At 65.4% G+C, this 25,699-nt stretch carries 21 protein-coding genes; 13 read left to right on the plus strand and 8 right to left on the minus strand.

The annotated features are described in order from the left end of the window. Positions 1–35: 35 nt before the first annotated feature. The 3 genes from ACRYLO_RS06315 to guaA are packed head-to-tail and all read right to left on the minus strand — an operon-like array spanning position 36 to position 2,547. Positions 36–380: an ArsC family reductase gene (locus ACRYLO_RS06315; protein WP_482659376.1), complete on the minus strand. Its 345-nt coding sequence runs from the start codon at positions 378–380 to the stop codon at positions 36–38. Further along, positions 377–1,000, minus strand: coding sequence for a hypothetical protein (locus ACRYLO_RS06320; protein WP_482659377.1), 624 nt, complete (start codon positions 998–1,000; stop codon positions 377–379). The genes ACRYLO_RS06315 and ACRYLO_RS06320 overlap by 4 nt, the downstream gene beginning before the upstream one ends. Then, the gene (gene guaA / locus ACRYLO_RS06325) at positions 991–2,547 is read right to left on the minus strand and encodes a glutamine-hydrolyzing GMP synthase (RefSeq protein WP_482659378.1); all 1,557 of its coding nucleotides are present in this window, start codon (positions 2,545–2,547) and stop codon (positions 991–993) included. The genes ACRYLO_RS06320 and guaA overlap by 10 nt, the downstream gene beginning before the upstream one ends. A gap of 248 nt (positions 2,548–2,795) precedes the next feature. Between guaA and ACRYLO_RS06330 the strand changes: the two genes are divergently transcribed. From ACRYLO_RS06330 to ACRYLO_RS06350, 5 genes are all read left to right on the plus strand, one after another. Beyond that, a complete protein-coding gene (locus ACRYLO_RS06330) occupies positions 2,796–3,374 on the plus strand; it encodes a CHAP domain-containing protein (protein WP_482659379.1) in 579 nt (192 codons plus the stop codon). Positions 3,375–3,524: 150 nt separating this feature from the next. Continuing rightward, the gene (locus tag ACRYLO_RS06335; RefSeq protein WP_482659380.1) at positions 3,525–4,703 is read left to right on the plus strand and encodes a vWA domain-containing protein; all 1,179 of its coding nucleotides are present in this window, start codon (positions 3,525–3,527) and stop codon (positions 4,701–4,703) included. Positions 4,704–5,048: 345 nt separating this feature from the next. Next, positions 5,049–7,547: a TonB-dependent receptor domain-containing protein gene (locus ACRYLO_RS06340; RefSeq protein WP_482659381.1), complete on the plus strand. Its 2,499-nt coding sequence runs from the start codon at positions 5,049–5,051 to the stop codon at positions 7,545–7,547. Between the two features lie 113 nt (positions 7,548–7,660). Then, complete coding sequence (locus tag ACRYLO_RS06345; RefSeq protein WP_482659382.1) at positions 7,661–8,536, plus strand: SMP-30/gluconolactonase/LRE family protein; 876 nt, start codon at positions 7,661–7,663, stop codon at positions 8,534–8,536. 39 nt (positions 8,537–8,575) lie between these two features. Next, positions 8,576–9,640 carry a glycoside hydrolase family 43 protein gene (locus ACRYLO_RS06350; RefSeq protein ID WP_482659383.1) on the plus strand — a complete coding sequence of 355 codons (1,065 nt, stop codon included), beginning with the start codon at positions 8,576–8,578 and terminating at the stop codon, positions 9,638–9,640. Here the strand turns inward: ACRYLO_RS06350 and ACRYLO_RS06355 are convergent. Beyond that, the gene (locus tag ACRYLO_RS06355; RefSeq protein ID WP_482659384.1) at positions 9,637–11,028 is read right to left on the minus strand and encodes a family 43 glycosylhydrolase; all 1,392 of its coding nucleotides are present in this window, start codon (positions 11,026–11,028) and stop codon (positions 9,637–9,639) included. The two genes, ACRYLO_RS06350 and ACRYLO_RS06355, sit on opposite strands and share 4 nt — an antisense overlap. 181 nt (positions 11,029–11,209) lie before the next feature. Here ACRYLO_RS06355 and ACRYLO_RS06360 point away from each other — a divergent pair, with 181 nt between their 5' ends. From ACRYLO_RS06360 to ACRYLO_RS06375, 4 genes are read left to right on the plus strand one after another with little or no spacing between them, the layout of a single operon-like run. After that, positions 11,210–12,307 carry an ABC transporter ATP-binding protein gene (locus tag ACRYLO_RS06360; RefSeq protein WP_482659385.1) on the plus strand — a complete coding sequence of 366 codons (1,098 nt, stop codon included), beginning with the start codon at positions 11,210–11,212 and terminating at the stop codon, positions 12,305–12,307. Further along, positions 12,304–13,182, plus strand: coding sequence for a carbohydrate ABC transporter permease (locus ACRYLO_RS06365; RefSeq protein WP_482659386.1), 879 nt, complete (start codon positions 12,304–12,306; stop codon positions 13,180–13,182). Before ACRYLO_RS06360 ends, ACRYLO_RS06365 begins: the two co-directional genes overlap by 4 nt. Further along, on the plus strand, positions 13,172–14,026 hold the full coding sequence (locus tag ACRYLO_RS06370) for a carbohydrate ABC transporter permease (RefSeq protein ID WP_482659387.1): 855 nt from the start codon (positions 13,172–13,174) through the stop codon (positions 14,024–14,026). The genes ACRYLO_RS06365 and ACRYLO_RS06370 overlap by 11 nt, the downstream gene beginning before the upstream one ends. Beyond that, the gene (locus ACRYLO_RS06375; RefSeq protein ID WP_482659388.1) at positions 14,023–15,381 is read left to right on the plus strand and encodes an extracellular solute-binding protein; all 1,359 of its coding nucleotides are present in this window, start codon (positions 14,023–14,025) and stop codon (positions 15,379–15,381) included. Before ACRYLO_RS06370 ends, ACRYLO_RS06375 begins: the two co-directional genes overlap by 4 nt. Here the strand turns inward: ACRYLO_RS06375 and ACRYLO_RS06380 are convergent. From ACRYLO_RS06380 to ACRYLO_RS06395, 4 genes are all read right to left on the minus strand, one after another. Beyond that, on the minus strand, positions 15,335–16,045 hold the full coding sequence (locus tag ACRYLO_RS06380) for a FadR/GntR family transcriptional regulator (protein WP_482659389.1): 711 nt from the start codon (positions 16,043–16,045) through the stop codon (positions 15,335–15,337). The two genes, ACRYLO_RS06375 and ACRYLO_RS06380, sit on opposite strands and share 47 nt — an antisense overlap. A gap of 103 nt (positions 16,046–16,148) precedes the next feature. Then, the gene (locus tag ACRYLO_RS06385; protein WP_482659390.1) at positions 16,149–17,093 is read right to left on the minus strand and encodes a Gfo/Idh/MocA family protein; all 945 of its coding nucleotides are present in this window, start codon (positions 17,091–17,093) and stop codon (positions 16,149–16,151) included. Further along, on the minus strand, positions 17,068–17,703 hold the full coding sequence (locus ACRYLO_RS06390; RefSeq protein WP_482659391.1) for a 2-dehydro-3-deoxy-6-phosphogalactonate aldolase: 636 nt from the start codon (positions 17,701–17,703) through the stop codon (positions 17,068–17,070). The genes ACRYLO_RS06385 and ACRYLO_RS06390 overlap by 26 nt, the downstream gene beginning before the upstream one ends. After that, positions 17,700–18,578 (minus strand): 2-dehydro-3-deoxygalactonokinase, encoded by an 879-nt coding sequence (locus tag ACRYLO_RS06395; protein ID WP_482659392.1) that lies wholly within the window; start codon positions 18,576–18,578, stop codon positions 17,700–17,702. The genes ACRYLO_RS06390 and ACRYLO_RS06395 overlap by 4 nt, the downstream gene beginning before the upstream one ends. A 120-nt stretch (positions 18,579–18,698) precedes the next feature. Here ACRYLO_RS06395 and dgoD point away from each other — a divergent pair, with 120 nt between their 5' ends. The 4 genes from dgoD to ACRYLO_RS06415 all read left to right on the plus strand — a co-directional run bounded on the left by dgoD (position 18,699) and on the right by ACRYLO_RS06415 (position 25,695). After that, complete coding sequence (gene dgoD / locus ACRYLO_RS06400) at positions 18,699–19,835, plus strand: galactonate dehydratase (RefSeq protein WP_482659393.1); 1,137 nt, start codon at positions 18,699–18,701, stop codon at positions 19,833–19,835. A gap of 137 nt (positions 19,836–19,972) precedes the next feature. Continuing rightward, entirely contained in the window at positions 19,973–22,723 is a 2,751-nt protein-coding gene (locus ACRYLO_RS06405; RefSeq protein ID WP_482659394.1) for a TonB-dependent receptor, read from the plus strand. A gap of 72 nt (positions 22,724–22,795) precedes the next feature. Continuing rightward, on the plus strand, positions 22,796–24,313 hold the full coding sequence (locus ACRYLO_RS06410) for a tryptophan halogenase family protein (RefSeq protein WP_482659395.1): 1,518 nt from the start codon (positions 22,796–22,798) through the stop codon (positions 24,311–24,313). Beyond that, positions 24,310–25,695 (plus strand): tryptophan 7-halogenase, encoded by a 1,386-nt coding sequence (locus tag ACRYLO_RS06415; RefSeq protein WP_482659396.1) that lies wholly within the window; start codon positions 24,310–24,312, stop codon positions 25,693–25,695. Before ACRYLO_RS06410 ends, ACRYLO_RS06415 begins: the two co-directional genes overlap by 4 nt. Positions 25,696–25,699 lie beyond the last annotated feature (4 nt).

Below are 25,699 nucleotides of genomic sequence, written 5' to 3' on the forward strand. Positions count from 1 at the left end.
TCCTATCCTAAATCACGGTCTCGCCAATCACTTCATTAAAGCAAAGCCGCAGCCCATTGTTCGGGCTTGAACCCGACCAGCAGCCCGCCGCGATATTCGACCACCGGTCGCTTGATCAGCGAGGGATGCGCCGCCATCAGCGCCAACGCCTTGGCCGAATCGATCCCTGCCTTGTCGGCCTCATCCAGCTTGCGGAACGTCGTCCCCGCGCGGTTGAGCAACGGCTCCCATCCCACCGCATCGGCCCATTTCGCGAGCCGCGCGGGGTCCGCGCCGTCCTTTTTATAGTCGTGAAAGGCGTAGGCGATGCCGTTGGCGTCGAGCCAGCTCCGCGCCTTCTTGACCGTGTCGCAGTTCGGAATGCCGTAAAGCGCGATCATCGAAAGATGCACGCCTGGCCGGACCAGAGCGCGGTCACCTTTGCCGCGTTGCCCGCCCCGTCGAGCAGGCCCGACAAATTGCCGCTATCGGTCGCAAATTCGCGCCCCAGCGTGCTATCGGCCACGTCGCTGATCGCCAGCGCATCCGCCACCTCCTTGCGCGTCGATCCGATCCCCGCCCCGGTCGCGGTCGTCAGCTTGGGCGTCGCGCCTTCGAGGAACCAGCCGACGAACTTGTCCTGCTGGAACCACAAGGTCAGTCCTCGGAACTCGACAAAATCCATCGCCCCCTCGCCGCATTCGCCATTGCTGCCGGCATCGGTCGGCTTGCCCAGCGCCGCCGTGGCGCCGGTCAAAGTGACGTCGCGCGCGGTCCCAAACGCCAGTTGACGGGCACGCCCGTTCTGGGGGTCAACGAGGCTCAGCGCCTCAGGTGCAAGATTGAGCAGCGGTCCGGCCGCCTCCGCCGGCGTCGCGATATTCTGGGCCGCGCCTTCGCTCTCGTTCACGAGGGTCTCCGGTGCCGTTCCGTTTTCGGAAACGACATTCGGCAGCGATGCCTCGCTACACGCCGCGAGCAGCATCGGAACGGTCAGGCTGGCGAAGCGGATCATTCCCATTCGATCGTCCCCGGTGGCTTGGAGGTATAGTCGTACACGACGCGATTGACGCCCTTCACCTCGTTGACGATCCGGGTGGCAACGCGGGTCAGGAAGCTGGCGTCGAACGGATAGACATCGGCGGTCATGCCATCGGTGCTGGTCACCGCGCGCAGGCCGCACACGCTGTCATAGGTGCGCCCATCGCCCATCACGCCGACGGTCTTGACCGGCAGCAGCACCGCAAACGCCTGCCAGATCGCGTCATACAGACCGGCGTTGCGGATTTCCTCCAGATACACCGCATCCGCCTTGCGCAGGATGTCACAGCGTTCCTTGGTTACCTCGCCCGGGATGCGGATGGCGAGGCCGGGTCCGGGGAACGGATGGCGGCCGACGAACACATCGGGCAGACCCAGCTCGCGGCCGAGCGCACGGACCTCGTCCTTGAACAATTCGCGCAGCGGTTCGACCAGCTTCATGTTCATGCGCTCGGGCAGGCCGCCGACATTGTGGTGGCTCTTGATCGTGACCGACGGGCCGCCGGTGAAGCTGACGCTCTCGATCACATCCGGGTAGAGCGTGCCTTGAGCGAGGAATTCAGCGCCGCCGATCTTTTTCGCTTCGGCTTCGAATACGTCGATGAAGGTCTTGCCGATGAACTTGCGCTTGGCCTCCGGATCGGTGACCCCGGCTAGACCGTTGAGGAACAGCGTCTCGGCGTTCACATGGACCAGCGGGATATTGTAATGGCCGCGAAACAGGCTGACGACCTGATCCGCCTCGCCGCTGCGCATCAGGCCGTGATCGACGAACACACAGGTCAGCTGCTCGCCGATCGCCTCGTGAATCAGCACCGCAGCGACCGCGCTGTCGACGCCGCCGGACAGGCCGCAAATCACCTTGCCGCTGCCGACCTGCTTGCGGATCTCGGCAATCTTGGTCTGGCGGAACTCCGCCATCGTCCAGTCGCCCTTGAGCCCGCATACATGCCGCACGAAATTGGCGAGCAGCTTGCCGCCATCGGGGGTGTGGACCACCTCAGGGTGGAACTGCATCGCATAGTAGCGGCGGGTATCGTCGGCAATCACCGCGAACGGCGCGCCGGGGCTGGCCGCGACCGGGCGGAAACCGGGGGCAAGGTCGGTGACCTTGTCGCCATGGCTCATCCACACCTGATGCGTCTCCCCTTCGGCCCAAAGTCCGTTGAACAGCGCACAGCCATCGGCGATGTCGATGAACGCACGGCCGAACTCGCCGCTGTCGCCCAGCTGCACCCGCCCGCCCAGCTGATGCATCATCACCTGCTGGCCGTAACAGATCCCCAGGACGGGCACGCCGCTCTCGAAGATCGCGTCCGGCACGCGCGGCGACCCGTCCTCCAGCACCGAAGCGGGCGACCCCGACAGGATGACGCCGCCGGGCTTCATCCGCTCGAACGCCTCTGCGGCGGCATTGAAAGGGGCGATTTCGCTATAGACGCCCGCTTCGCGCACGCGGCGCGCGATCAGCTGGGTCACCTGGCTGCCGAAATCGACGATGAGGATGGATTCGCCGGGCTGTGTCATGGCGAGCCGATAAGCAGGCGCGGCGCGGGTGTAAAGGCGAGGAAGCGCAAATCCTCCCCGGAACGGGGAGGGGGACCGCGCCCGCAGGGCGTGGTGGAGGGGGCCCGAGGCAGGGGTTTCCGGTGCCTCGGGCCCCCTCCACCATGCTGCGCATGGTCCCCCTCCCCGTTCCGGGGAGGATTTGGTGAGTCCGCCCTTAACTCCACCCGCAAACCATTCGGAAGCGCGCAGCCCCCTATCCTGCCCGCATGCAGTCGAACCGGACCCCCCGCCGGATCATGCTGTCGATCCTTGGCGCCGCGGCACTGGTCGCGGCGCCCGCTTCGGCATCGATCCTCAACTATGTCGGTGAATGCGTGCCGTTCGCGCGCGCCGCGTCGGGCATCCAGATCTGGGGCGACGCCTGGACCTGGTGGAGCCAGGCCGCGAGCAAATATCAGCGCGGGCAGACGCCAGAGGTTGGCGCAGTCGTCGCCTTCGCCAAATCCTCCGCCCTGCCTCTCGGTCATGTCTCAGTGGTCAGCCGCGTGATCGAGCCGCGCGTCGTCATGGTTACCCATGCCAATTGGTCGCGCTTCGACGGCAAGCGTGGACAGGTCGAGCAGGATGTGACCTTGTTCGACGTCTCGACCGATGGTGACTGGACGCAGGTCAAGGTCTGGTATCGCGACAATCGCGGGCTGGGATCGACCGTCTACCCGGTCCACGGCTTTATCTATGGCCGGCCGGTCGGTGGCGCGAAGGTGGCAAAGGCCCGCCCTGCCCCCGAACTGACTGGCGAGCGCCCGGACTATGTCGGATCGCTGATCGACGCCTACGCGCGGTAGTTATCCGGCCCGTCACCCCCGCGAAAGCGGGGGCCCATCTCCCGCACTGTCCAGCTACACGCCCGCTCAGGAGATGGGCCCCGGGTCAAGCCCGGGGTGACGATAGGTTGAAGGCTGGACGGCGACGGCAAGCCGCGCCATTCTGCGGAAATGTTCTTCTCCTTCGTCGATGAGCTCCGCGCCGCAGGCATCCCAGCCAGCATGAAAGAGCATCTCGTGCTGCTCGAAGCGCTCGACCGCGACGTGATCGACCGCACGCCGGAAGCCTTCTACTATCTCGCCCGCGCGACCTTCGTGAAGGATGAAGGGCTGCTCGACCGCTTCGACCAGGTCTTCGCCAAGGTGTTCAAGGGCATCGCCTCCACCTATGGCGTCCAGACCGCCGAGATTCCGGAGGATTGGCTCGAGGCGATCGCCGAGAAATATCTGACGCCCAAAGAGATGGAGGCGATCAAGTCGCTCGGCTCGTGGGAAGAGATCATGGAGACGCTCAAGAAGCGGCTCGAGGAACAGCATGCACGCCATCAGGGCGGCAACAAATGGGTCGGCACCGGCGGCACCTCACCTTACGGCAACTCGGGCTACAATCCGGAGGGCGTGCGCATCGGCGGAGAAAGCGTCCACAAGCGCGCGCTGAAAGTCTGGGAAGGCCGAGAGTTCAAAAATCTGGACAGCACCCGCGAGCTCGGCACCCGCAATATCAAGGTCGCGATGCGCCGCCTGCGCCGCTTTGCGCGCGAAGGCGCGGCGGACGAGCTCGACATCGATGCCACGATCGACGGCACCGCGCGGCAGGGGTGGCTCGATATCCGCATGCGGCCCGAGCGGCACAATGCGGTCAAATTGCTGCTGTTCCTCGACGTCGGCGGATCGATGGACCCGTGGGTCAAGCTGTGCGAGGAACTGTTCAGCGCAGCGACCGCCGAGTTCAAGAATCTCGAATTCTTCTACTTCCACAACTGCCTCTACGAAGGCGTGTGGAAGGACAATCGCCGCCGATTTCAGGAGCGCACCCCGACTTGGGACGTGCTGCACAAGTTCGGCCATGACTATAAGGTGATCTTCGTCGGCGACGCGTCGATGTCACCCTATGAAATCAGCCACCCCGGCGGATCGGTCGAGCATTTCAACGAGGAAGCCGGTGCCGCGTGGATGCAGCGGGTGACCAACACCTATCCCGCGACGATCTGGCTGAACCCGATCCCCGAAGAGCAATGGGGCTATTCGCAGTCGGTCCGCATCATGCGCGAACTGATGAACGACCGCATGTACCCGCTGACGCTGGCGGGGCTGGACGATGCGATGCGCCAGCTAAGCCGCAAGACTTGACGCCTCCGGGCAACGCCCGCCCCTCGCCGGGTCTCCGTTGCCGCATTCCCCTGAACCGACCGCGCAAGTACAGGGCGGACAGGTTTCGCCAAAATAACTGACCATGCGGGTTACTGGCACCGCCCCCGCAGAATTTTGGCCCCAAATCAATCAATAGCACCCCCGCATTTATACAGTAGAGATGAAAACAAGCGCCATTTCAGTAGCCTGTAATGTCCTCAACACAACCCTGTCGCGACCGAAGTTCTGCCGATCCCTCTATCAGTGAACCATATCGAGAGACCACCGGGGGAGTTCTCGCGGAATCTCGACGTCGGAAACAGACACAGGTGAGGATCATTGGACATGGCAAAGACAGCATTTCTGTTGTTCGCATCATCTCTTGCACTTTCAGCTCCTGCATTTGCCGCGACGGCTGATCGCGTAGAGAATGATGTGGCGGGTGAGACGGAAGCGCAGAGCGAACCCAAAGCTGAGCCGCGCGCGCAGGAAGTTTTCTCGACCGGGGTCGCCAAGGGGCGTGATCGCCTCGATAGCGCCACCTCGACCAGCGCGCTACGCGGCAACGACGTTCAGAAGTTGGGGCCGCGTCCGCTTGGCGAAGTCCTGCGCACGATGGCGGGCCTGCGCGTCGCGACCAGCATTGGTGAGGGCAACAACAACTACACCGTGCGCGGCCTCCCGCTCGCTGCTGGCGGGTCAAAATATATGCAGATCCAGGAAGACGGCCTGCCTGTGCTGGAGTTCGCCGACCTGTTCAACGTCGGGGCCGATGTTTATCTGCGCAACGACCTCAGCGTCGCAGCGATCGAATCGATCCGCGGCGGTTCAGCCTCGACCTTCGCGTCCAACTCCCCCGGCGGCCTGATCAACGTCCTGTCGCGTACCGGCGACGTCGAGGGCGGCACGATCCAGCTCTCAACCGGCCTCGATTATGACGAAAAGCGCGTCGATTTCAGCTATGGTGCCAAGCTCGGCGAGAACACCCGGTTCCACATCGGCGGCTTTTATCGCTCGGGTGAAGGCCCGCGCAACATCGGCTTTGACGGATGGAAGGGGGGCCAGATCAAGGCCAATATCACCCACCAGTTCACCGGCGGCTATGTGCGGATGTACCTGAAGGTACTCGACGACCGCTCGCCGACCTTTGCCCCCTATTTCGCCAACATCACCGGCACCAACGACAATCCGAACATCCGCAGCTTCCCGGGCTTTGATCTGCGGCGGGATTCGGTGCTCTCCTCGTACCTCGGGCCGGTGGTGACCCTGGATGAGAACAACCAGCCCGCCGCGCTGCCCATCGCCACCGGGCAGAGCGCGGAATCGCGATCGATCGGCTTTGAAGGTCAATTCGAGATCGCCGGTTGGACGATCACCGAACGCATGCGTTACTCGGTCAATCGCGGCGATTTCAGCCGCGCCTTCCCCAACAGCGCCAACATGGTATCGGCCTTTGCCGCAGGGCAAGGCGGCGTCGGAGCAACCGCGCGCTACGCCAGCGGTCCGCTGGCCGGCCAGCCGATCAGCCCCACCGCCAACATCAACGGCAACGGCCTGCTCTCGCTCTATTTCGTGTCGTTCGTCCGCGCACGCTCGCTCGACAACTTCACCAACGACATTCGCGGGTCGAAGGTGTGGGACATGTCCGGCGGCAAGCTGACCACGACGCTTGGCGCCTATTTCGCGTCGCAGGATCTCAACACGACCTGGCTGCACACCGCGATGAATGTCGACGTCAACGGCAACAATGGCACCGCGATGGTCGACATCTTCAACGCGGGCGGTGCGCCGCAGACGCTGAATGGCTACTACGCCTTTGCCCGCGCCAGCAGCCTGTTCCGCCGCGCTTTCGACGTGAATTACAAGGTGTTCGCGCCCTATGGCTCGGTCAACTTCCATATCGGCAAGCTCGCGATTGGTGGCAGCCTGCGGTATGACAAGGGCAAGGTGCGCGGCACGCTGGTCGGCGCGGACCTCAACAACGGCAGTGTCGGCCTGATCACCCAGGACATCAACCGTGACGGCCTGATCAACCCGGCGGAAAACCGCGTGGCCTTCCTCCCCTTCACCCAGCCGGGGGCGGTCAACTATGACTATGGCTATGTCAGCTATTCGGCAGGCGTGAACTATCGCGTCGCCGAGCCCTTCTCGGTCTTTGCCCGTTACAGCAAGGGCGCCCGCGCCAATGCCGACAAGGTGCTGTTCACTCCGCTGATCAACAACGCCACCGGCGACATCCGCAGCGAACGCGACAAGCAGGATGAGGTCAAGCAGCTGGAGGGCGGGTTCAAGTTCCGCAAGGACGGCTTCACGCTCAACGCCACCGCGTTTCGTGTCACCGCCGCGGACCATAATGTGCTGAACGGCGCCGCCAACCGCACCGATCGCACCTATCGCGCTTCAGGCGTAGAGGTGGAAGGCGGCATCCAGCGCGGACCGTTCAGCCTGATGGCGGGTGCAACCTATACCAAGGCCAAGATCACGCAGGATCTGCTCGAACCGACGCTGACCGGCAAGGTGCCGCGCCACCAGCCCGACTGGACGCTCACCGCAACCTCGGCAGTGGACCTCGGCCGGGCGACTGTCGGTGCTAGCGTGGTGACCATTACCAAGAGCTTTGCGCAGGATTCGAACCTGCTGGTCATGCCGGGCTTCACCACGGTGGACCTGTTTGCTCAGGTCAAGCTGTTCAAGGGCGGCAGCCTCGCATTGAACGTCAACAATGCGTTCGATCAGCTTGGTATCTTTGAGGTGAACCAGGCCAGTGTTCCCGCCAGTGGGATCGGCTTCGCCCGGACCGCCAATGGTCGCACCATCTCCGGATCGCTGCGCTTCGACTTTTAAGGATGGGTTCCGAAACCCATCGCTGACGCGAGGGCCTGCGGGCCTTCCGGAGCGATCCAAAGCGCCCTATAGGCCCCATCGCCACGCACTCTCGCGCGGCGATGGGGCCACCGATGAGCCGGAACGATTACCACATCATTTCGCGTGACCGCCGCGACCAGCTTGGCGAAGGGCCGCTCGCCGCGCGCGACGGGTCGGTCTATTGGGTCGATATCATTGAGCAGCGGATCAACCGCCTGTCGCTGGCCGACGGCGCGGTGAACAGCTGGGTGATGCCCGAGATGGTGGGCTGGGTGATCGAACGGCGCGACGCGCCGGGCCTGGTCGCCGGGTTTCGCAGCGGGGTGAAGGCGGTGGTCCTCGACCCCGCCTCGCCGGTGCCGGTGTCGATCGAAGCCCTGGTCGACCTTCCCGCCGACGAACCGGCGATCAACCGGATGAACGATGCCAAGGCCGATCGCGACGGGCGGATCTGGGCCGGGACGATGCCGGTGACGTGCGACGTCCCGACCGGATCCTTCTACCGCATCGAAGCCGATCGATCGATCACGCGGATGGATGATGGCTATCATGTCGCAAACGGCCCCGCGATCAGCCCGGACGGGCGCTGGCTGTTCCACACCAACACCGTGCTGGGCCAGATCTACCGCTTCCCGCTCGACGGCGCGACGCTCGGGCCACGCGAATTGTGGCTGCAGTTCGAGCCCGAATGGGGCCATCCAGACGGGATGACCTTCGATGCCGAAGGCGGGCTGTGGATTGCGCATTGGGGCGGATCGCGGGTCAGCCGGTTCGATCCGCAGGGCAAGGTTGAGCGCGCGATCCGCGTGCCCGCCAGCCAGGTCACCAGCATGACCTTTGCCGGGGACTCGTTCGACCGGATGTTCATCACCTCCGCCGCCGACGGCCTCGACGAACCGCATGGCGGTTGCCTGTTCGAGGTCGACCCCGGCGTCAAAGGCCTGTCCCCTCAACGCTTTGCGGGCTAGCCGCTGTCATCGCTGGCGCCGGTGCGCTACACCGGCGCGATGCGAACCCCATCCCTGCTCGCCGCGCTGCTGGCCCTCTCCGCCTGCGCCACCGCCCCGCGCGACGCGCCGACGACCTATGCCAATCCGGTATTCGACCGCGAGTTCGCCGATCCCGCCGCGCTGCTCGCCCCGGACGGCTATTACTATGTCTATGCGACGCAGGGCGGCGAACTCGGGCGGATGCACAATATCCAGGTCGCCCGCTCGCGCGACCTGGTGCACTGGGAGCATCTTGGCGACGCGCTCCCGCAAAAGCCGGGGTGGGCGAACGCGACGCAGGATTTCTGGGCGCCGCACGTCGCGCAGCATGACGGCCGCTATTATCTCTATTACTCCGCCAAACCGGACGCAGCGCTGAAGGACACGACGCGCGGCCTGTGCCTGGCGGTGGCCGTCGCCGACCGGCCGGAGGGACCGTTCTCCGACAGCGGCCGTCCGCTCGAATGCGGCGAGGGCTTCGTCAATATCGACCCGATGTCGTTCGACGATCCGGCAACCGGCAAGCGGCTGCTCTATTGGGGATCGGGGTTCGGCCCGATCAAGGTGCGCGAACTCGCCCCTGACCGCATCTCCTTCGCGCCCGGAAGCGCCGCGATGCCGCTGGTCGAGGTCGACAAGACCGACGATCCCGCAAACTATCAGCGCCTGATCGAGGGTGCCTGGGTGCTGCGTCGCGAGGGCTGGTATTACCTCTTCTACTCAGGCGACAATTGCTGCGGCCCCAAGGCGCATTATGCGGTGATGGTCGCACGGTCGCGCAGCGCAATCGGGCCGTTCGAGACATTGCGCGACGCGACCGGAGCGCCAGCCAGCGTCATCCTCGCCCAGCGCGACCAGTGGGTGGCGCCGGGCCATAATGCCGTGATCGCCGACGCGCGCGGCGATCACTGGATGCTGTACCACGCGGTCGATGCCAAGCGTCCGCGCGCCAAGCCGGGCGACGATATCAACACGCGCCGCATCATGCTGCTCGACCGGATCATCTGGCAGGACGGCTGGCCGCGCATTGCGGGCGACGGTCCGTCGACCGGCGCGCAACCAGCGCCCGCTGTCCGCCCCTAGCCGGTCGTCACCCCATCCGGCCCAAAACCGAGCCGGGTCGTCAACAGCGCGCGGAATTCATTGTAGCCGCCGGTGCCGGGGAAGAAGGCGTGGAAGAACAACTGCGGCTCTCCGTCGAGCCCCGGCGCGACCGACGCATGGCCCGGCGCCCACCAGGTCGTGGTCGACTTGAGCAGCGGATCGCCCTGTTTGACGTACGGGCCGAAAATATGGTCGGCGACCGCGACACCGATGCCATAGGCCGGCGTGCCGAAGTCATTGCCGGCATAGAACATCCAATAGCGGCCCTGCTGCTTGGTGACCCACGGCCCCTCGATCAGATGCCCCTCCCAGTCGAGGTCGTTGGTGAGCACCAGATGCTCCTCGCCAACCCGCTCGCCGGTTTCGGTCAGCCGCTGGGCGTAGATCGGCGTGCTCATCGCCTCGAGGATCGCTTCCGCCTCCGGGATGTCCGCCAGCGCGGCCTTCACCTGCTGCCAATTGTCCAGCACCGCCTCGATCAGCGGCTGCATCAGGAAGAAGCGTTCCATCGGCCGCTGTGAGTTCGCCCAGGGCTGGAGCGCGGCGGCGAGCGACGCGGTGCGGCGATCGGTTTCGACCGTGAAAACCTGATCGATCAGCGCGGGCCGCTGGCGGAATAGGCCGGCCAGCGGGCGCGGCCACACGCCATTGGTGTCGCGCTTCCACAGCAGATAGCGCTCGCCATCGTCATCGATGAAGATATGCGAATCGATCACCCCGCCGCTCATCACCGGCTGAGCCGGATCGCCCGCGATCCCGGTCGTGTTGACAGCATGCGCGGTCACCAGCGGGTAACCCAGGTCACTCCATGGACCGAACGGGCTGTCGCTCTTGGCGAGACCGATGGCGAGCGCGTTCGACTTCTGGCGTGCGGTGTACACCAGCCAATATTCATCGCCGACCCGCGCCATTTCCGGCGCCCAGAAGTCGCCGACATGCCGGCCATGCGCGGTCCACTCCGGCGCCTCGCCCTCGGCGAAGACAAATCCTTTGTGCGTCCAGTTCTGAAGGTCGTCCGACTGCAGGATCGGAAACGCGTCGGGCGCATCGTTGGACGTCGCGACGAGGACGTACCCCTCATCGGTCTTCAGCACCGCGGGATCGCCATAGCCGCAAGTGATTCGCGGGCTGGCGTTCGTCGTTAGCAGCGGCTGCCAGTCCGGTGGGGGCAGGTCGCTGGGTGCGGGACCGCTCAACACATGCGGGCGGCGCGACCCGAAATCGTCGGCAACCCGGTTGAAGAAATCGACATAGGCAGGATGCTCGCCCGAGGCGAGTTGGTAGGTGCGTTCGGCGTCGCCGCGGCGGACGGTGATCTGGCTGTGCGGTGCTTGTGCCGCGGCGATGGCTTCGAACTGGATGGTCATGGTCGGTTACGGGTCCCACAGGCGGTTCGGGATCGCTAAACCACAATTATAAGATAAATGCGAGTGTGGTTTCAGTGACCGATTTTGGGCATGCTCTTCACTGCGATCTGCGCACCGCGGATTGACGTCCAGCCCGCTTTTGTTAAAAAGTGCGATAAATAAGATAATATGGGATGCCGCAGTGAGCCTCGAGCTTCGTAACGTCCGTAAGGCCTATGGAGAAACGCCGGTCCTCGACGACGTGTCGTTGAGCATGGCTGACCGTGAGTTCATCGCATTTCTGGGTCCGTCGGGCAGCGGCAAGTCGACCCTGCTCCGCATCATCGCCGGTCTCGAAACCGCAGACGCGGGCGAGGTAGTGCTCGACGGCAAGCGCATCGACCAGCTGCATCCCGGCGCGCGCGACGTGGCGATGGTGTTCCAGGCCTATGCACTCTACCCGCACATGACGGTGCGGGAGAATATGGCGTTCGGCCTGCGCAACGCGCGGGTGCCGCAAGCCGAGATCGACGCGCGCATCGCCCAGGCGGCAGCGGTGCTGGAGATCGAGAGCCAGCTCGACAAGAAACCGGCGCAGATGTCGGGCGGCCAGCGCCAGCGCGTCGCGATCGGCCGTGCGATCGTCAAGCATCCCAAGCTTTTCCTGTTCGACGAACCACTCTCGAACCTCGACGCTGCGCTGCGCACGCGGACGCGCGTTGAGCTGGCCCAGCTGCGCCGTCGCGTCGATGCCGCAATCATCATGGTCACGCATGATCAGGCCGAGGCGATGACGCTGGCCGACCGGATCGTCGTGATGAACGACCGCCGCATCCAGCAGATCGGCGCGCCGATGGACATCTATACCCGTCCGGCGAACAGCTTCGTCGCGCGCTTCGTCGGCTCGCCGGCGATGACCCTGCTCCCCGCATCGCTTGTGCCCGGCGACGGCCCCGCCCGCGTGCGGCTGGGCGACGGAACCGAGGTGACGACACGGATCGATCGCGCCGCCCTGCCCTCCGGTACGGTCGAACTCGGCCTGCGCCCCGAACATGTCCGCGTCGCAGCGACGGGCGAAGGCGCGTGCGATGCCGAAGTGCTGCTGGTCGAGCGGCTCGGCGATCGCACGCTCGTTTATGCCAAGCTGAGCGACGGGCAGGAGATTACCGCCGAGGATGTGGGGCTCAGTGCCGTCAAGCTCGGCGACCGGGTGCGCCTGCACATCGATGGCGCGGCGGCGCATCTGTTCGACTGCAACGGCAACGGCCATCACGCGCAGGTCGCGGGCTCCGCGGCATGAGACGCGGTGACCGCCTCGCCAGTTTCGGCTTCGTCGCGCCGTTCCTGCTCATCTACCTGCTCATCCTGATCTACCCCTTGTTCGCCGGCATCGGGCTGAGCATGAAGCGCGTCGATCTGTTCGGCGGAGGTAGTTTCGTCGGCCTCGACAACTATGTGAGGCTCGCGGGCGACCCGATCTTCCACGCCGCGATCGTTCAAACGCTGCTGCTCGCGGCGATGATCGTCCCGATCCTCACCGTCCTCTCGTTGATGCTCGCGCTCGCGCTGAACCGTCCGACCCGCGACGCGGCGGTATTTCGCGGCATCTTCTTTTCCTCTTCGGTGCTTTCGGTAACGATCGTAACCCTGATCTGGCGCTTCGTGCTCGCTCCGGATGCGGGGCTGCTCGGTGAAGTGGCGCAAGCTCTGGGCACGCCACCGCTGCCATTTTTGAGCGACCCGACGCTGGCGCTGTGGGCGCTGGCGATCACGACCATCTGGTGGTCGCTCGGGCTGCCGATGATGCTGTTCCTTGCCGGGCTGCAACAAATTCCCGGCGATATTTACGAGGCCGCTGCGCTGGACCGCGCGAGCCGCTGGACGATCCTGTGGCGCATCACCCTCCCCTCGCTCCGCCGGACCTTGGTGTTGGTGGTGATGCTGCAGACCGCGGCCCAGCTTCAGCTGTTCGGACAGACTCAGCTGCTCACCGCCGGCGGCCCCAATGGAGCGACGCGGACAATGGTCCTGTTCATGTTCGAAACCGCCTTCTGGCGCTGGGAACTGGGCTATGCCGCAGCGGCAGCTGAGGTCCTGTTCCTGCTGATCGTCGCGCTGACGCTTGCCCAATATTGGTTCACGATGCGGACTGCGGAGGCCGGCAATGGCCGCTGATCGTTCAACCCCCGCGTTCCGTCCGGGCGAGGGTCGGGTTCGCCCCGCCACGCTGATCGCACTGCTGCTCGCGGCGGCGGTGATGCTCGCGCCGCTGATCTGGACCATCCTGCTCTCGCTCAAGACCAACCAGGCGCTGGTCGGCAATAGCGGCGCGGCGCTCGAATTTCCCTACACGCTCGAAAATTACTGGGCGATCCTGTCGGGGGATCAGGTGTTTCGCTGGCTGCTCAACAGCCTGGTCGTGTCGGTCGGGACCACGATCGGTGTGCTCGCGCTGTGCAGCCTCGCGGGTTACGGCTTTGCGCGGCTGGAGTTTCCGTTCCGACGCACCCTGTTCGTCTTTGTCCTGCTTGGCTTGGCGATCCCCGAACAAGCAGTGATCCTGCCGCAGCATCAGCTGTTCGCCGCGCTCCACCTTCACAACAGCTATCCCGGGCTGATCCTGCCCGGACTGGCCGGACCCTTTGGCGTGTTCTTCATGACCCAGTATTTTCGTGCGATCCCGCGGGATCTGGATGAGGCGGCGATGCTCGACGGTGCGTCGCGGCTGCGCATCTTCTGGAGCGTACTCCTGCCGCTTACCCTGCCCGCTCAGGCGACGCTCGGCGTGTTCACCTTCCTCGCCAGCTGGAACAGCTATTGGTGGCCGCTGATCTCGGCGACGCGCAGCGACATGTACACGCTGACCGTCGGCCTCGCCTCGGCCCAGATGAACTATGCCCAGACCAGCGGCCTCGGCTTCCTGATGGCGCAGGCGGTGTTCGCGTCGGTGCCGATCTTCATCGTCTATGTCCTGTTCCAGAAGCACATCGTCCAGTCGATGGCGGGGACGGCGCGATGAGGATCGCCCTGGCACTCGGCCTTGCCTTGCTCGCCACCGGCTGCGGCAGCAACAGCGGCGCGGACGACGGTAAAATCTATCTGCAGCGCTTCTTCGGCGAATGCGGCGCGGCATACGGCACCGCGACCGATGTCGCCGCAGCAAAGGGCGAATGCGGGATCATCACGTCGATGATCAACAAGTTCAACGCCGAGAACGCCGGTGCGCCGGTAAGCAGCAACGTCGTCGCCTGGCCCGGCTATCCGCAGCTGAGCGCGCAGTTCGCCGCCGGCGACCCGCCCGACATCGTCAGCATGCATGGTGGGGTGATCTCCGACTATGCCGCGCGTGGCCTGCTCGAACCGGTCGAGCCCTATCTGGAGGCCGCCGGGCTGAAGCCCGACCAGTTCACTGACGCCAGCCGCATGGCCGCGACGGTCGACAACCGCCTCTACGGCCTGCCCTGGGATACGCATGGCGGCCTGTACCACATCAACACCAAGCTGTTCGCGCAGGCGGGACTGATGCGCGACGGCAAGCCGATCCTTCCGCAATCGGCCGAGGAACTGCTCGCCCACGCCCGCCAGTTCAAGGCGCGCACCGGCAAGCCATACCTGCTCCAGAGCCTCGTCGCCGACACGGCGGCGCAGACGCGGACGCTCTACACCTATCTCATGGCGCAGGACGCGGTGATCTTCCCAGACCCGCTGCACATCAAGCTGCAGACGCCCGAGGCACGGCGCGTCGTCAATTATTTCAAGGCGCTGACGCAGGAGGGGCTGGGCACGCTCGACCAGGACACCCCCGCGGCGATCGCGGCGTTCCTGAGCGGCGAAGGCGGCATCTATCCGACCGGAACCTGGATGATCGACCAGTTCCATCAGGACTCGATGACGCCCGGCCGGCCGCTGTACGGAAACTATGCGGTTTACCCCTATCCGCGGCTGTGGGGGAAACATGCCGAGTTCGTCAGCGGCCATGTCTGGGTCGTCCCCAAGCGCGAGCGGACCCCGGCGCAGCGCGCGACGATCGCGCGATTCTTTGCCTTCATGACCGCGCATAATCTCGATTGGGCACGCACCGGGCATCTCCCGGCAGTGCGCAAGGATATCGAGTCCGCCGCGTTCAAGGCGATGCCGCATCGCGCAGAGATCGCGCCGCTGGCAACCATCGGCCATCCGCTGCCCGGCTATGTCCAGCGGCAGTCGGCGATCGAACGGCTGGTCGGCGAAGAGGTCGGTGCAGCGATCATCGGACAGAAGACCGTCGATCAGGCGCTGGCCGACGGCGAACGTCGCGTCAACGAACTGCTCGCCGAGCTTCCCGTGGTCAGCCCGTCTTCCCCGCCTCGTCGATCAGCGTCATCACGTCCGTAATCAGCGCAATCATCCCGTCGCGCGCTGCGTCGGGATCGCGCGCCTCGATTGCGCTGAGCACTTCGCGATGCTGCGGCAGGCTGGCGGTGCGTCCCTTGAACCGGTTGGTAAAGCGGATCGAGGTGCGCAGCGCGGTTTCGACGACATCGCGGAACTGCGCGTAAAAGGGGTTGGCCGACGCGGCGAGGATCGCGACGTGGAACGCGATGTCGGCCTCAAGCGGATCGTCCTCGCCAACCTCGGCCGCTTCCATACGACGATACCCGGCCTGGATCAGCGCCAGGCCCGCCGCATCGGCGGCGCGGGCAGCAAGTGCCGCCGCTGCGGGTTCGATCGCAATGCGCAGCTCGGTGAACTGGCGCAGCAGCTCAAGCGAGAAGGTGCGTTCGAGCAGCCAGCGCAGCACATCGGCATCGAACAGATTCCAGTGCGCCGGACGCTGCACCGTCGTGCCCTTGCGCGGGCGGGCGGTGAGCAGCCCCTTGGCGGTCAACATCTTGACCGCTTCGCGCGTGACGGAGCGGCTGACGCCATGCTGCTTGGCCAGATCCGCCTCGGTCGGAAAGACGCGCGCATCATAATGGCCGGTAACGATCGCGCGCCCAAGCGAATCGAGCAGTCCGTAGGTCAGGTTCCGCCCACCGATCGCGGGGGTGCTCAGCATCGGGGAGTCAGCCTCCATGCGGTCAGGCTCCGTTCCGGGCGCAGCGCAGGTGCGCCGATCGAACAATGGCAGTCATGAGCATCATTGGCGTTAGTAACGCGGGTCAGTCGAATGCTGCAACGCTTTCGCGGCACGCAACCATGAAAGCGTCGGCAGCGATGCGCAGCGGTTCGCGATCGACCTCGCTTGCCCGCGCGCCGATCAGCGTCGCGAACCGGTCATAAATCTGCGGATATTCGCCGTGGTCCTCCAGCGGCTGATCGACCCCATCGAGCGTGAGGCGCGCACCACCATCGCGCAATGCGATCCGCCGCCCGTCGCGCGCGACGATGTCGATGATCCACTCCTCGCCCGCATCGAATCGCCAGTCGAACTCGGCGCACCAGTCGCCGCCGATGAAATCGATCGTCGCGGCAATCGGTGCCTGCCGATTCTCTGGAACAGACAAAGTAGCGGCGCGCACCAGCAGCGGCATCCGCGCGATCTGCGACAGGATCGACAGCGCGTTGATCCCCGTGTCGAACACGCCGAACCCGCCGGCATTCCAGATCCACTCCTGACCCGGATGCCATTTCCGCACATCTTCGCGCCACGAAATATGCAGCGTGTCGATCGCTGCATCCGCCAGCAGCGCTGCCGCCGGGGCAACCCCCGGCGCGAATTGCGAATGCCAGGCGGTGTAGAGCACCCTGCCCCGCTCCCGCGCCAGCGCTTCGAGCGCGTCGAGCTCGCCCAGCGTCGTCGTGGGTGGCTTTTCGAGCAGCACGTCGAACCCGGCCAGCAGCGCGTCGCGGGCGAGATCATGGCGCGCGCTGGGCGGCGTGCAGATCGCGATCGCGTCCGCCGCACCGCCCATCGCGGCCAGCAGCTCCGCAGCGTCGCTGTACCAGGGCACGCCGATGCCCGGATCACCAGCTGGCGTGGCAACCGCGACCAGCTCGAAGCGGGGATCGGCGGCGATGGCTGGCAAATGCTGGTCGGCGGCGATCTTGCCAAACCCGATAATGGCGACGCGGATCACCTCAACGCGCTCCGATCGCGGCGACAAACGCACGCGCCTGCGCGGCGACCTCGGCGCTCGTCTGTCCTGGCCGATATAGCGCGCCGCCCAGTCCGAAGCCGTCGGCACCGGCCGCTAAATAGGGCGCCATTGCGTCGGGGGTAATTCCGCCCACGACGACGAGCGGCACGTCGGACGGAAGCACTGCACGGTGCGCCTTCACCACGGCGGGCGATGCTGCCTCGGCCGGAAACAGCTTGAGCGCATGTGCACCCGCATCAAGCGCCGCGAACGCTTCGCTGGGGGTGAAGTAACCGGGCGCAGAGACCAGCCCCGCCGCAGCCGTGGCAGCGATCACCGTCGGATTGACGCAGGGCGATACGATGATCTGTCCCCCCGCATCCGCAACCTGCGTCACCTGATCGACCGTCAGCACCGTGCCAGCGCCGATCAGCGCGGCATCGCCCACTCGACGGGCGAGCCGCGCGATGCTGGTCAGCGGATCGGGCGAGTTCAGCGGCACCTCGATGATGCGGATACCAGCCTCGACCAGCGCATCGCCCACCGACTCGACCTCGCCCGGCGTGATTCCGCGAATGATCGCGATCAGCGGACAGGCGGCGAAGTGGGTCGTGAAGGCGTCAAGCGAACCGGTCATAGAAACTCCGTGATGCGGCGAATACCGGCCAGAAATGCCGCCTCGCCATCGATTACCTTGCCGACCGTCCCAGCCTGGCCGAGCGCGGCGGAATAGAGCGCGCACAGCGCGGGAGCGCCGACGAGCGCAACCGTCCCGCCCGGTTCCCGACCCGCCAGCGCGGATCTCACATCGCTGCCGATCAAGAGGCCGCTGGCATAGCCAGCGTCGCTGCGCCCGCCGCCAAGCAAATGCCGCGCACGAATGCCGAACAACGATGCGAGCAGATCGGCACCACCCAGCGCATCGGCAACGCCCGCCGCAAAAGATTCGTCGGGTCCGACATCGCCGCCCAGTTGCGCCGACAGGATCGAATGATCGCGCAGCACGGCAAACAGTTCGCCGGTCATCATCGTGCGGAACGCGTCGATCCGCCCGTCGCGCATCGCGATCCATTTGGCATGGGTGCCCGGATGGCAGATCAGCCCGTCGCCCGGCACCAGCCCGGCGGCAACCGCGCCCAGCGCCTGCACTTCCTCGCCCCGCATGACATCGGTGCCCGAACCGCGCTGGCACACGCCCGGCACGATGCCGACCCGCCCGGCTTCGATCCAGCAGATCGCCTGCGCGAGCGCCTCTGCATCGGCCGGGCAATCGACATAAGGTGCCTCGCGCCAGCCGCGGTTCGACCCGGCCATCCCGGCGATCAGCATCGCGCGGTCGCCCAAGGCTTCGCGAATCTCGCCGGCAGCGGCATCGAATCCACTCGCGCCGACCGACAGGACGCCCTTTGCGTCCTCCAGCTTCGCGACCACCCGGCCATCGGCATCCACCGAATAGGCGCGGCGATTGGTCGAGCCCCAATCGACGGCAATATACCCCTCACGCCAGGTCATCGGCGGCTCACTTCGCGTCTCGGTTCCATCGCAGCGGATCATACAGCCGCGTCCCGGCCTTGCTAGATACAATTTATCCGATAAATAGGTTTAATGCCCGGGTGGGGTTTTGAGGTGACCATGAAGATTGCGCGTATCGAGACGTTTCACGTTCCGCCCCGTTGGCTGTTCGTCCGCGTTGAGGCGGAGGACGGCTGTTTCGGCTGGGGCGAAGCGAGCCTGGAGGGGCATAGCGAAGCAGTCGATGGCGCATTCGAATCGTTGCGGGATCGCTTCATCGGCAGCGATCCCCGCCGGATCGAAGATGTCTGGCAGGTCGCCTATCGCGGCGGCTTCTATCGCGGTGGCGCGGTGCTGATGTCCGCCCTGGCCGGGCTGGATCAGGCGCTGTGGGATCTCAAGGGGCGCCACTATGGCCTTCCCGCTTGGGAGATGCTGGGCGGGCAGGTCCGCGACAAGGTCCGCGCTTATGCCTGGATCGGCGGCGACCGTCCGGACGATGTCGGCGCGGCCGCAGCGGCGCGCAAGGCGCAGGGCTTTTCTGCGGTCAAGATGAACGCAACCTCCGAACTCGACTATCTCACCGCACCGCGGTTCGACGACGTGATCGAACGGGTTCTCGCCGCACAGGCTGTCGGCATGGACGTTGGCCTCGATTTTCACGGCCGCGCGCACCGCGCGATGGCCAAGCAGCTTGCCAAACAGCTCGAACCGCTGGGGCTGTTGTTCATCGAAGAGCCGATCCTGTCGGAAAACCCCGAAGTCCTCGCCCAGATTTCGAGCCAGATCAGCACGCCGATCGCGCTCGGCGAGCGGCTCTATTCGCGCTGGGATTTCAAGCCGTTCCTCGCGAGCGGCGCGGTCGACATCATCCAGCCCGACCTCAGCCATGCCGGGGGCCTCAGCGAATGCCGCCGGATCGCCGCAATGGCCGAGGCCTATGACGTCGCGGTCGCCCCGCATTGCCCGCTCGGCCCGCTTGCGCTCGCCGCTTGCCTGCAGCTCGCCGGGTGCACGCCCAACGTCGTGCTGCAGGAGATGTCACTCGGCATCCACTATAATGAGGGCCACGATTTGCTGCATTTCTGCACCAATCCTGAGGTGCTGTCGCCGATCGACGGCTTTCTGCCGATCCCGACCGGGCCGGGGCTTGGCGTTGAGATCGACGAGGCCGCCGTGCGCGCCGCGCATGCCGAGAAGTTCCGCTGGCGCAACCCGATCTGGCGGCAGGAGGATGGCAGCTTCGCCGAGTGGTGACCCAGGACGTGACAGCAATATCCGATAAATCTTATAATTAGCTTGTCAGCGTCGGGAGCGCGCTTCTATAGCGACCAGAAGAAGAGTCGCTGACCAAGCGGCCGGCGTGCTGTGAATTATCGAAGGGGAGGACATCGATGCGTTTGAGAACTTTGATCCGTTGTTCCGGTTCTGCGGCGGCCATCGCGCTGGTTGCTGCGCCCGCATGGGCACAGGACGCCGGAACGCCAGCGCCGGAAACGCAGCAGCAACCAGCCGCGGAAGGCGACGAAATCGTCATCAGCGGCTATCGCCAGTCGCTTGAATCGCAGCAGAACATCCGCCGCAACTCGACCCAGATCGTCGACGCGATCGTTGCCGAAGATATCGGCAAGCTGCCCGACATCGCTGTGTCCGACACCGCGGCGCGCATTCCCGGCGTGCAGGTTGAGCGCAGCGGTGGCGAAGCCGGACGCGTGCTCGTCCGCGGCCTTCCGGACTTCGTCACGACCTATAACGGTCGCGAAATCTTCACCGCCGAAACGCGCTCGGTCGCGCTGCAGGACTTCCCCTCGGGTGCCATCGGCGCAATCGAGGTGTTCAAGACATCGACCGCCAATCTCGTTGAGCCAGGCCTTGCCGGCCTGATCAACGTGCGCTCGCGCCGTCCGTTCGACTTTGCCGACTTCCACGTCGCCGGGTCGGCATGGATGACCTACACCTATCAGGCGCGCGACTATAACCCCAACGGCAACATCCTGGTCTCTGACCGCTGGGACGTCGGTGGCGGTGAGATCGGCGCGCTGCTCGGCCTGTCCTACACCAGCATGCACTATCGCGACTCGACCCGCTCCAACACCGACTTCGTCGCTGGCGGCGGTCCGGGCGGCACGCAGTTCCCGGATATCCAGCGCGTGACTTACGACGAGGGTGATCGCGAACGTCCCTCGGTCAACGGCGCGATCCAGTGGCGTCCGTCGCCGGGCCTCGAATTCTATGTCGAGGGCCTCTACCAGGGATTCCGCAACAAGCTGTCGTCGCGTGAGATGGAAGCGGCACTGTGGGGCGGGTCGGGCTTCTCCAATGCCGTAACCGTGCCGGATCGGCCCGATCTGCTCGAGAGCGCGACGGTCACCAATCCGCGCCGCGTGCAGGGCTATCAGGGTGGAACGTACAACAAGACCGATACCTTCCAGGTCGCGGTCGGCGGCAGCTTTGAGACCGGTCCCCTCAAGATCACCGCAGATGTGGCACGGACCGACTCGACCTTCACCGGATCGACCGCCAGCGTCGACTATGCCTTCGCTGGACCCCAGACGATCGTGTTCGATACCAACGCCGACAGCGGCGATGGCGGTGCGGTCTTCTCGATCCCCGGTTTCGATGCGAGCAACCCCGCCAATTATGTCTATCGCGGCTTCTACGAGGAAGCGCAGCAAGCGAAGGGCAAGGATTGGCAGGCGCGCGTCGACGTCACCTATGAAACCGAAATGCCGTGGGTGAAGGCGTTCGAAGCCGGTATCCGTTACACCGATCGCGACGCGCGTCGCGAATATGGCAACCGCTATTTCGATCGCGAGGGCGACCGCCGTCCGTTCTCGGCCGTGCCGCTGGACTATGAGCTGTTCGAGCCCGGCTTCCGTGGCGCCGATCCCCAGCCGGGCCTCGTGACCTGGCTGTCGCCGACCTATGACAGCATCCGCGCCAATCTGGCGCAGTTGCGGGAGTTCAATCAGCCCGGGCTGACCGGCGCACCTGCCGCCGATCCGCAGCAGACCTGGGACGCGAACGAGAAGCATTTCGCCGCTTATGGTCAGGTGCGCTACGAAATCCCGCTGGGCGGCGAAGCCAGCATCGATGGCACGATCGGCCTGCGCTATACACGGAGCGATCTTGACCTGTCCGGCACGCGCTTCGTGCTCCCGGCAGGCGGTGGCCCGGGCGTGCAGACGCCGACCGTGGTCGAGCGCCGGTTCGAAGCCTGGTTGCCGAACTTCAACGCGCGCATCCGCTTCACACCGCAGATCCAGGCGCGGTTCGCCGTCACCGAAACCCAGACGCGGCCTAACTTCATCGATCTGCGCGCGTCGGGAACGCTCGACCGGCCCAACACGAACGGTTGCTTGGATCTCACACCGATCCCGGCAGGCTGCTACCGCACCGGCAATGGCGGCAACCCGTTCCTGAACCCGCTGACGTCGCGCAACTATGACGCCGCGCTCGAATATTATTTCTCGCGCAACGGCTTTGTGTCGGTCAGCGTCTTCCACCGCGATATGAAGGGCTTTATCGAGGGGAATACCTTTACCGGCACGCTTCCGGACGGCACCCCGCTACGCCTGAACTCGCCGGTCAATGCGGGCAACGGTCGCATCCGCGGCTTCGAAATCCAGGGTTCGACCTTCCTCGATTTCATCGGCCTGCCCCAGTTCGGCCTGCAGGGGAACCTTACGAACCTCGATGCACGGTCGGACTTCAACTATGACGACGGCCTGAACCCCGACGGATCGCCGCTGATCCGCACGGTCAACCGCGAACTCCTGTTCGTGTCGGACTGGTCGGCCAACGCAGCGGTCTTCTACGAAGCCAATGGCCTGTATGCGCGGCTCGCGTATAACTGGCGTAGCGCGTTCCCGCTCACCTATCAGCGCCGCGGCGACCACCTCTACACCGAAGAGGCTGATCCGGTTCAGCGGCTCGATCTCTCGGTCAGCTATGATCTGATGCCGGCGGTGACGCTATTCGGCGACTGGACCAACATCCTGGGTGACCCGTTCAGCTCGACGCTGACGCGGACCAACACCGTCGGGAATGCCCTGCCAGCCGCAGGCGCCTTTAGCGCCACCTACCCGCGCGTGGTCCGCTACGAGGAATCGACGCTCACCGTCGGTGTCCGCTTCCGCTTCTGATTGGGGCGGTTAGGATGAACATGGGAGCCGGAGAGCCTTGCTCTTCGGCTCCTGTGCTTTGAGGATCGCGGAATGAGCAGCGGAGCCCCGCGCAACGACCAGCATCGCACCCGGGTCGTCATTGTCGGTGGCGGCACTGCCGGGTGGATGGCTGCGGCGGCGCTGATCCGCCGTCTGCCCCATGCCTGCAGCGTGCGCCTGATCGAGTCCGAGGATATCGGCATCGTCGGGGTGGGCGAGGCCACCCTCCCCCATCTGCGCGCGTTCGTTTCGATGCTCGGGATCGACGAGGCCGAGTTTATGCGCGTGACCCAGGCGACCTATAAGCTGGGCATCGAATTCCGCGACTTCGGCCGTATCGGCGACGCCTATCTCCACCCATTCGGCAATTTCGGCCGACCGCTGAACGGCGTGCCGTTTCATCACTATTGGCTGCGGATGCGCGCGCAGGGCCGCCAGGATTCGCTGTTCGACTATTCGGTCTGCAACCAGATGGCTGCCCAAGGCCGGTTCGCTCCGCCGACCAACGATGCCGCGTCGCTGCGCTCCAGCTATGGCTATGCCTATCAGTTCGATGCGACGCTGTTCGCTCCCTATCTGCGCGATTATGCGACCGCGCGCGGGGTCGAGCGGACCGAAGGGCGTGTCGTCGACGTGTCGCTCGACCCGCTGTCGGGCGACGTGGCCGCGCTGACCCTTGCCAGCGGTGAGCGGGTGGAGGGCGACCTGTTCGTCGATTGCTCGGGCTTTCGCGCGCTGCTGATCGGCGAAGCGATCGGGTCGACCTGGGAGGATTGGTCGCACTGGCTCCCGTGCGACCGCGCGGTGGCCGCCCCCTGCCCCTCCCCCGCAGGACCGATCGAGCCATACACCCGCGCTACCGCCATGCCGGCGGGCTGGCGCTGGCGCATTCCGCTGCGCCACCGGGTCGGCAATGGCTATGTCTTCTCATCCGCGCATCTCGATGAGGATGCTGCCAGCACTGCCCTCGTTTCCGCGCTTGAGAACCCGCCGCTCGCCGATCCGCGGATCCTGCGGTTTCGCGCCGGTCGCCGCGCGCGCAGCTGGGATCGCAACGTCGTGTCGGTCGGTCTCGCCTCCGGGTTTCTCGAGCCGCTTGAATCGACCAGCATCTATCTGGCGCAGGGTGCGGTCGAGCAACTGATCGCGCTGTTCCCGATCAACGGGCGCATTGCAGACGCTGACCGCGACGAGTTCAATCGCATGGTCGATCTCGAATATGACCGGATCCGCGATTTCCTGATCCTCCACTATCACGCGACCACGCGCGATGATTCGCCGTTCTGGAACGACATGCGCACGATGCGCATCCCCGACAGCCTGGCGGAGAAGATGGAGCTGTTCCGCGAATCCGGCCGCGTTGCGCATTATACGCAGGGGCTGTTCTTCGAACCCAGCTGGCTCGCGGTCTATCTCGGTCAGGGGATCACCCCGCGCCAGTGGGACCAGCGCGTCGATCCGATCGACCCGGCGCAACTCGGCGGGGCGCTGGATCAGCTGCGCGCGCAGGTCGCCGCAGCGGTGCGCGACATGCCCAGCCATGACGCAGCCTTGGGCCAGCTCGCATGAGCGCGCGCGCAATCCGCTCGGTCTGCGTGGTCGGCGATGGGATCGTCGGCATGTCCGCAGCGGCGGCCCTCGCCCGCGCCCTGCCCCAGGTCGCGGTCACGATCGTGCCCGCCACGCCAGACGCGGCGGCAATCGCGGAGGTCCAGTGTGCGACCTGGCCGAGCATCCACCGCTTTCATGCCGCGATCGGCCTTGATGAGCGGGAGCTGGTACGCGCGGGCATCGCGACACATCTGCTCGGCGCGCGTTTCGCCAACTGGCCGCAAGATCAACAGGATTGGGTCCATGGGTTTGGCGAGCACGGGCTGAAGGCCGGGGACATCCCGTTCCATACGCTATGGCATCGCGCGTTTGAGACTGGAGAGGCGGCCCCCTATTGGCGCTACGGCGCGGCCGCGTTGCTCGGGGCTTCGGGGAAGTTCATCCACCCCAACCCCGACCCCGCCTCTCCGCTCGGCGGCTTTCTCTACGCCCTGCGCATCGATCCGCCCCGCTATCGCGCTCGGCTCGAAGCGTTGACCGCCCCGCTGCCCCGCCACGCGGCGTTTGCCTCGGTCGAACGCGGCGAGGATGGTGCGATCACAGCCGTCAAAACCGCGGACGGCGGTCGCGTCACCGCCGACCTTTACCTTGACTGCTCCGGGCCTCAGGCGTTGCTGCGCTCCCGCGATGACGCGGACTTCGAGCCATGGGACGCGTGGCTACCGGGTCGCTCGCTAGCGGTGCGCGACGTACCGGGCAATGCCGTCGCCCCACTCGACCGCGCAGAGACATTCGCAAACGGCTGGCGCTGGCACTCGCCGCTCGAAGACCGGACGCGGGTGATCGAACTCAGCGACGACCCTGGCGGCGTTCCGGTAAGGTTCGGCTTTCGCACGCCATGGGCCGGCAATGTGCTGGCAATCGGCGATGCCGCAGCCGCGATCGACCCGCTGTTCGGCACCGCGCTCCACCTTGCTCAGGATGCGATCCTGCTGGCGCTTGACCTGTTGCCCGGGCGCGACTTCGGAAAGGCCGAGATCGCTGAATATAATCGCCGCAGCCGGGCGGTTTCGACGCGGATGCGCGACTTTCACGCGCTGCACCATCTGCGCGCCGGGACGATGACCGCTCCGCTTCCCGAAGGCCTGACCCGCACGCTTGAACAGTTCAAACGCCGCGGCCGCCTTCCCCCGTTCGAGGGCGATCCGTTCGAGCCGGACGCATGGCTCACGGCGCTCATCGGCCTCGGCCTGACGCCGGATGCAATCGACCCGCTCAGCGCTTCGGTCGAGCGCGCACGCGCCGCACACGCAATGGACGCGCTCGCCACCCGTCTCGCACAAGCGACGGAGCGCGTGCCGCCCTACCCGCAACTGCTCACGCGGTTGCGGGCGGGCTAAGCGC

Source organism: Sphingomonas sp. SDUR79 (assembly GCF_056821745.1).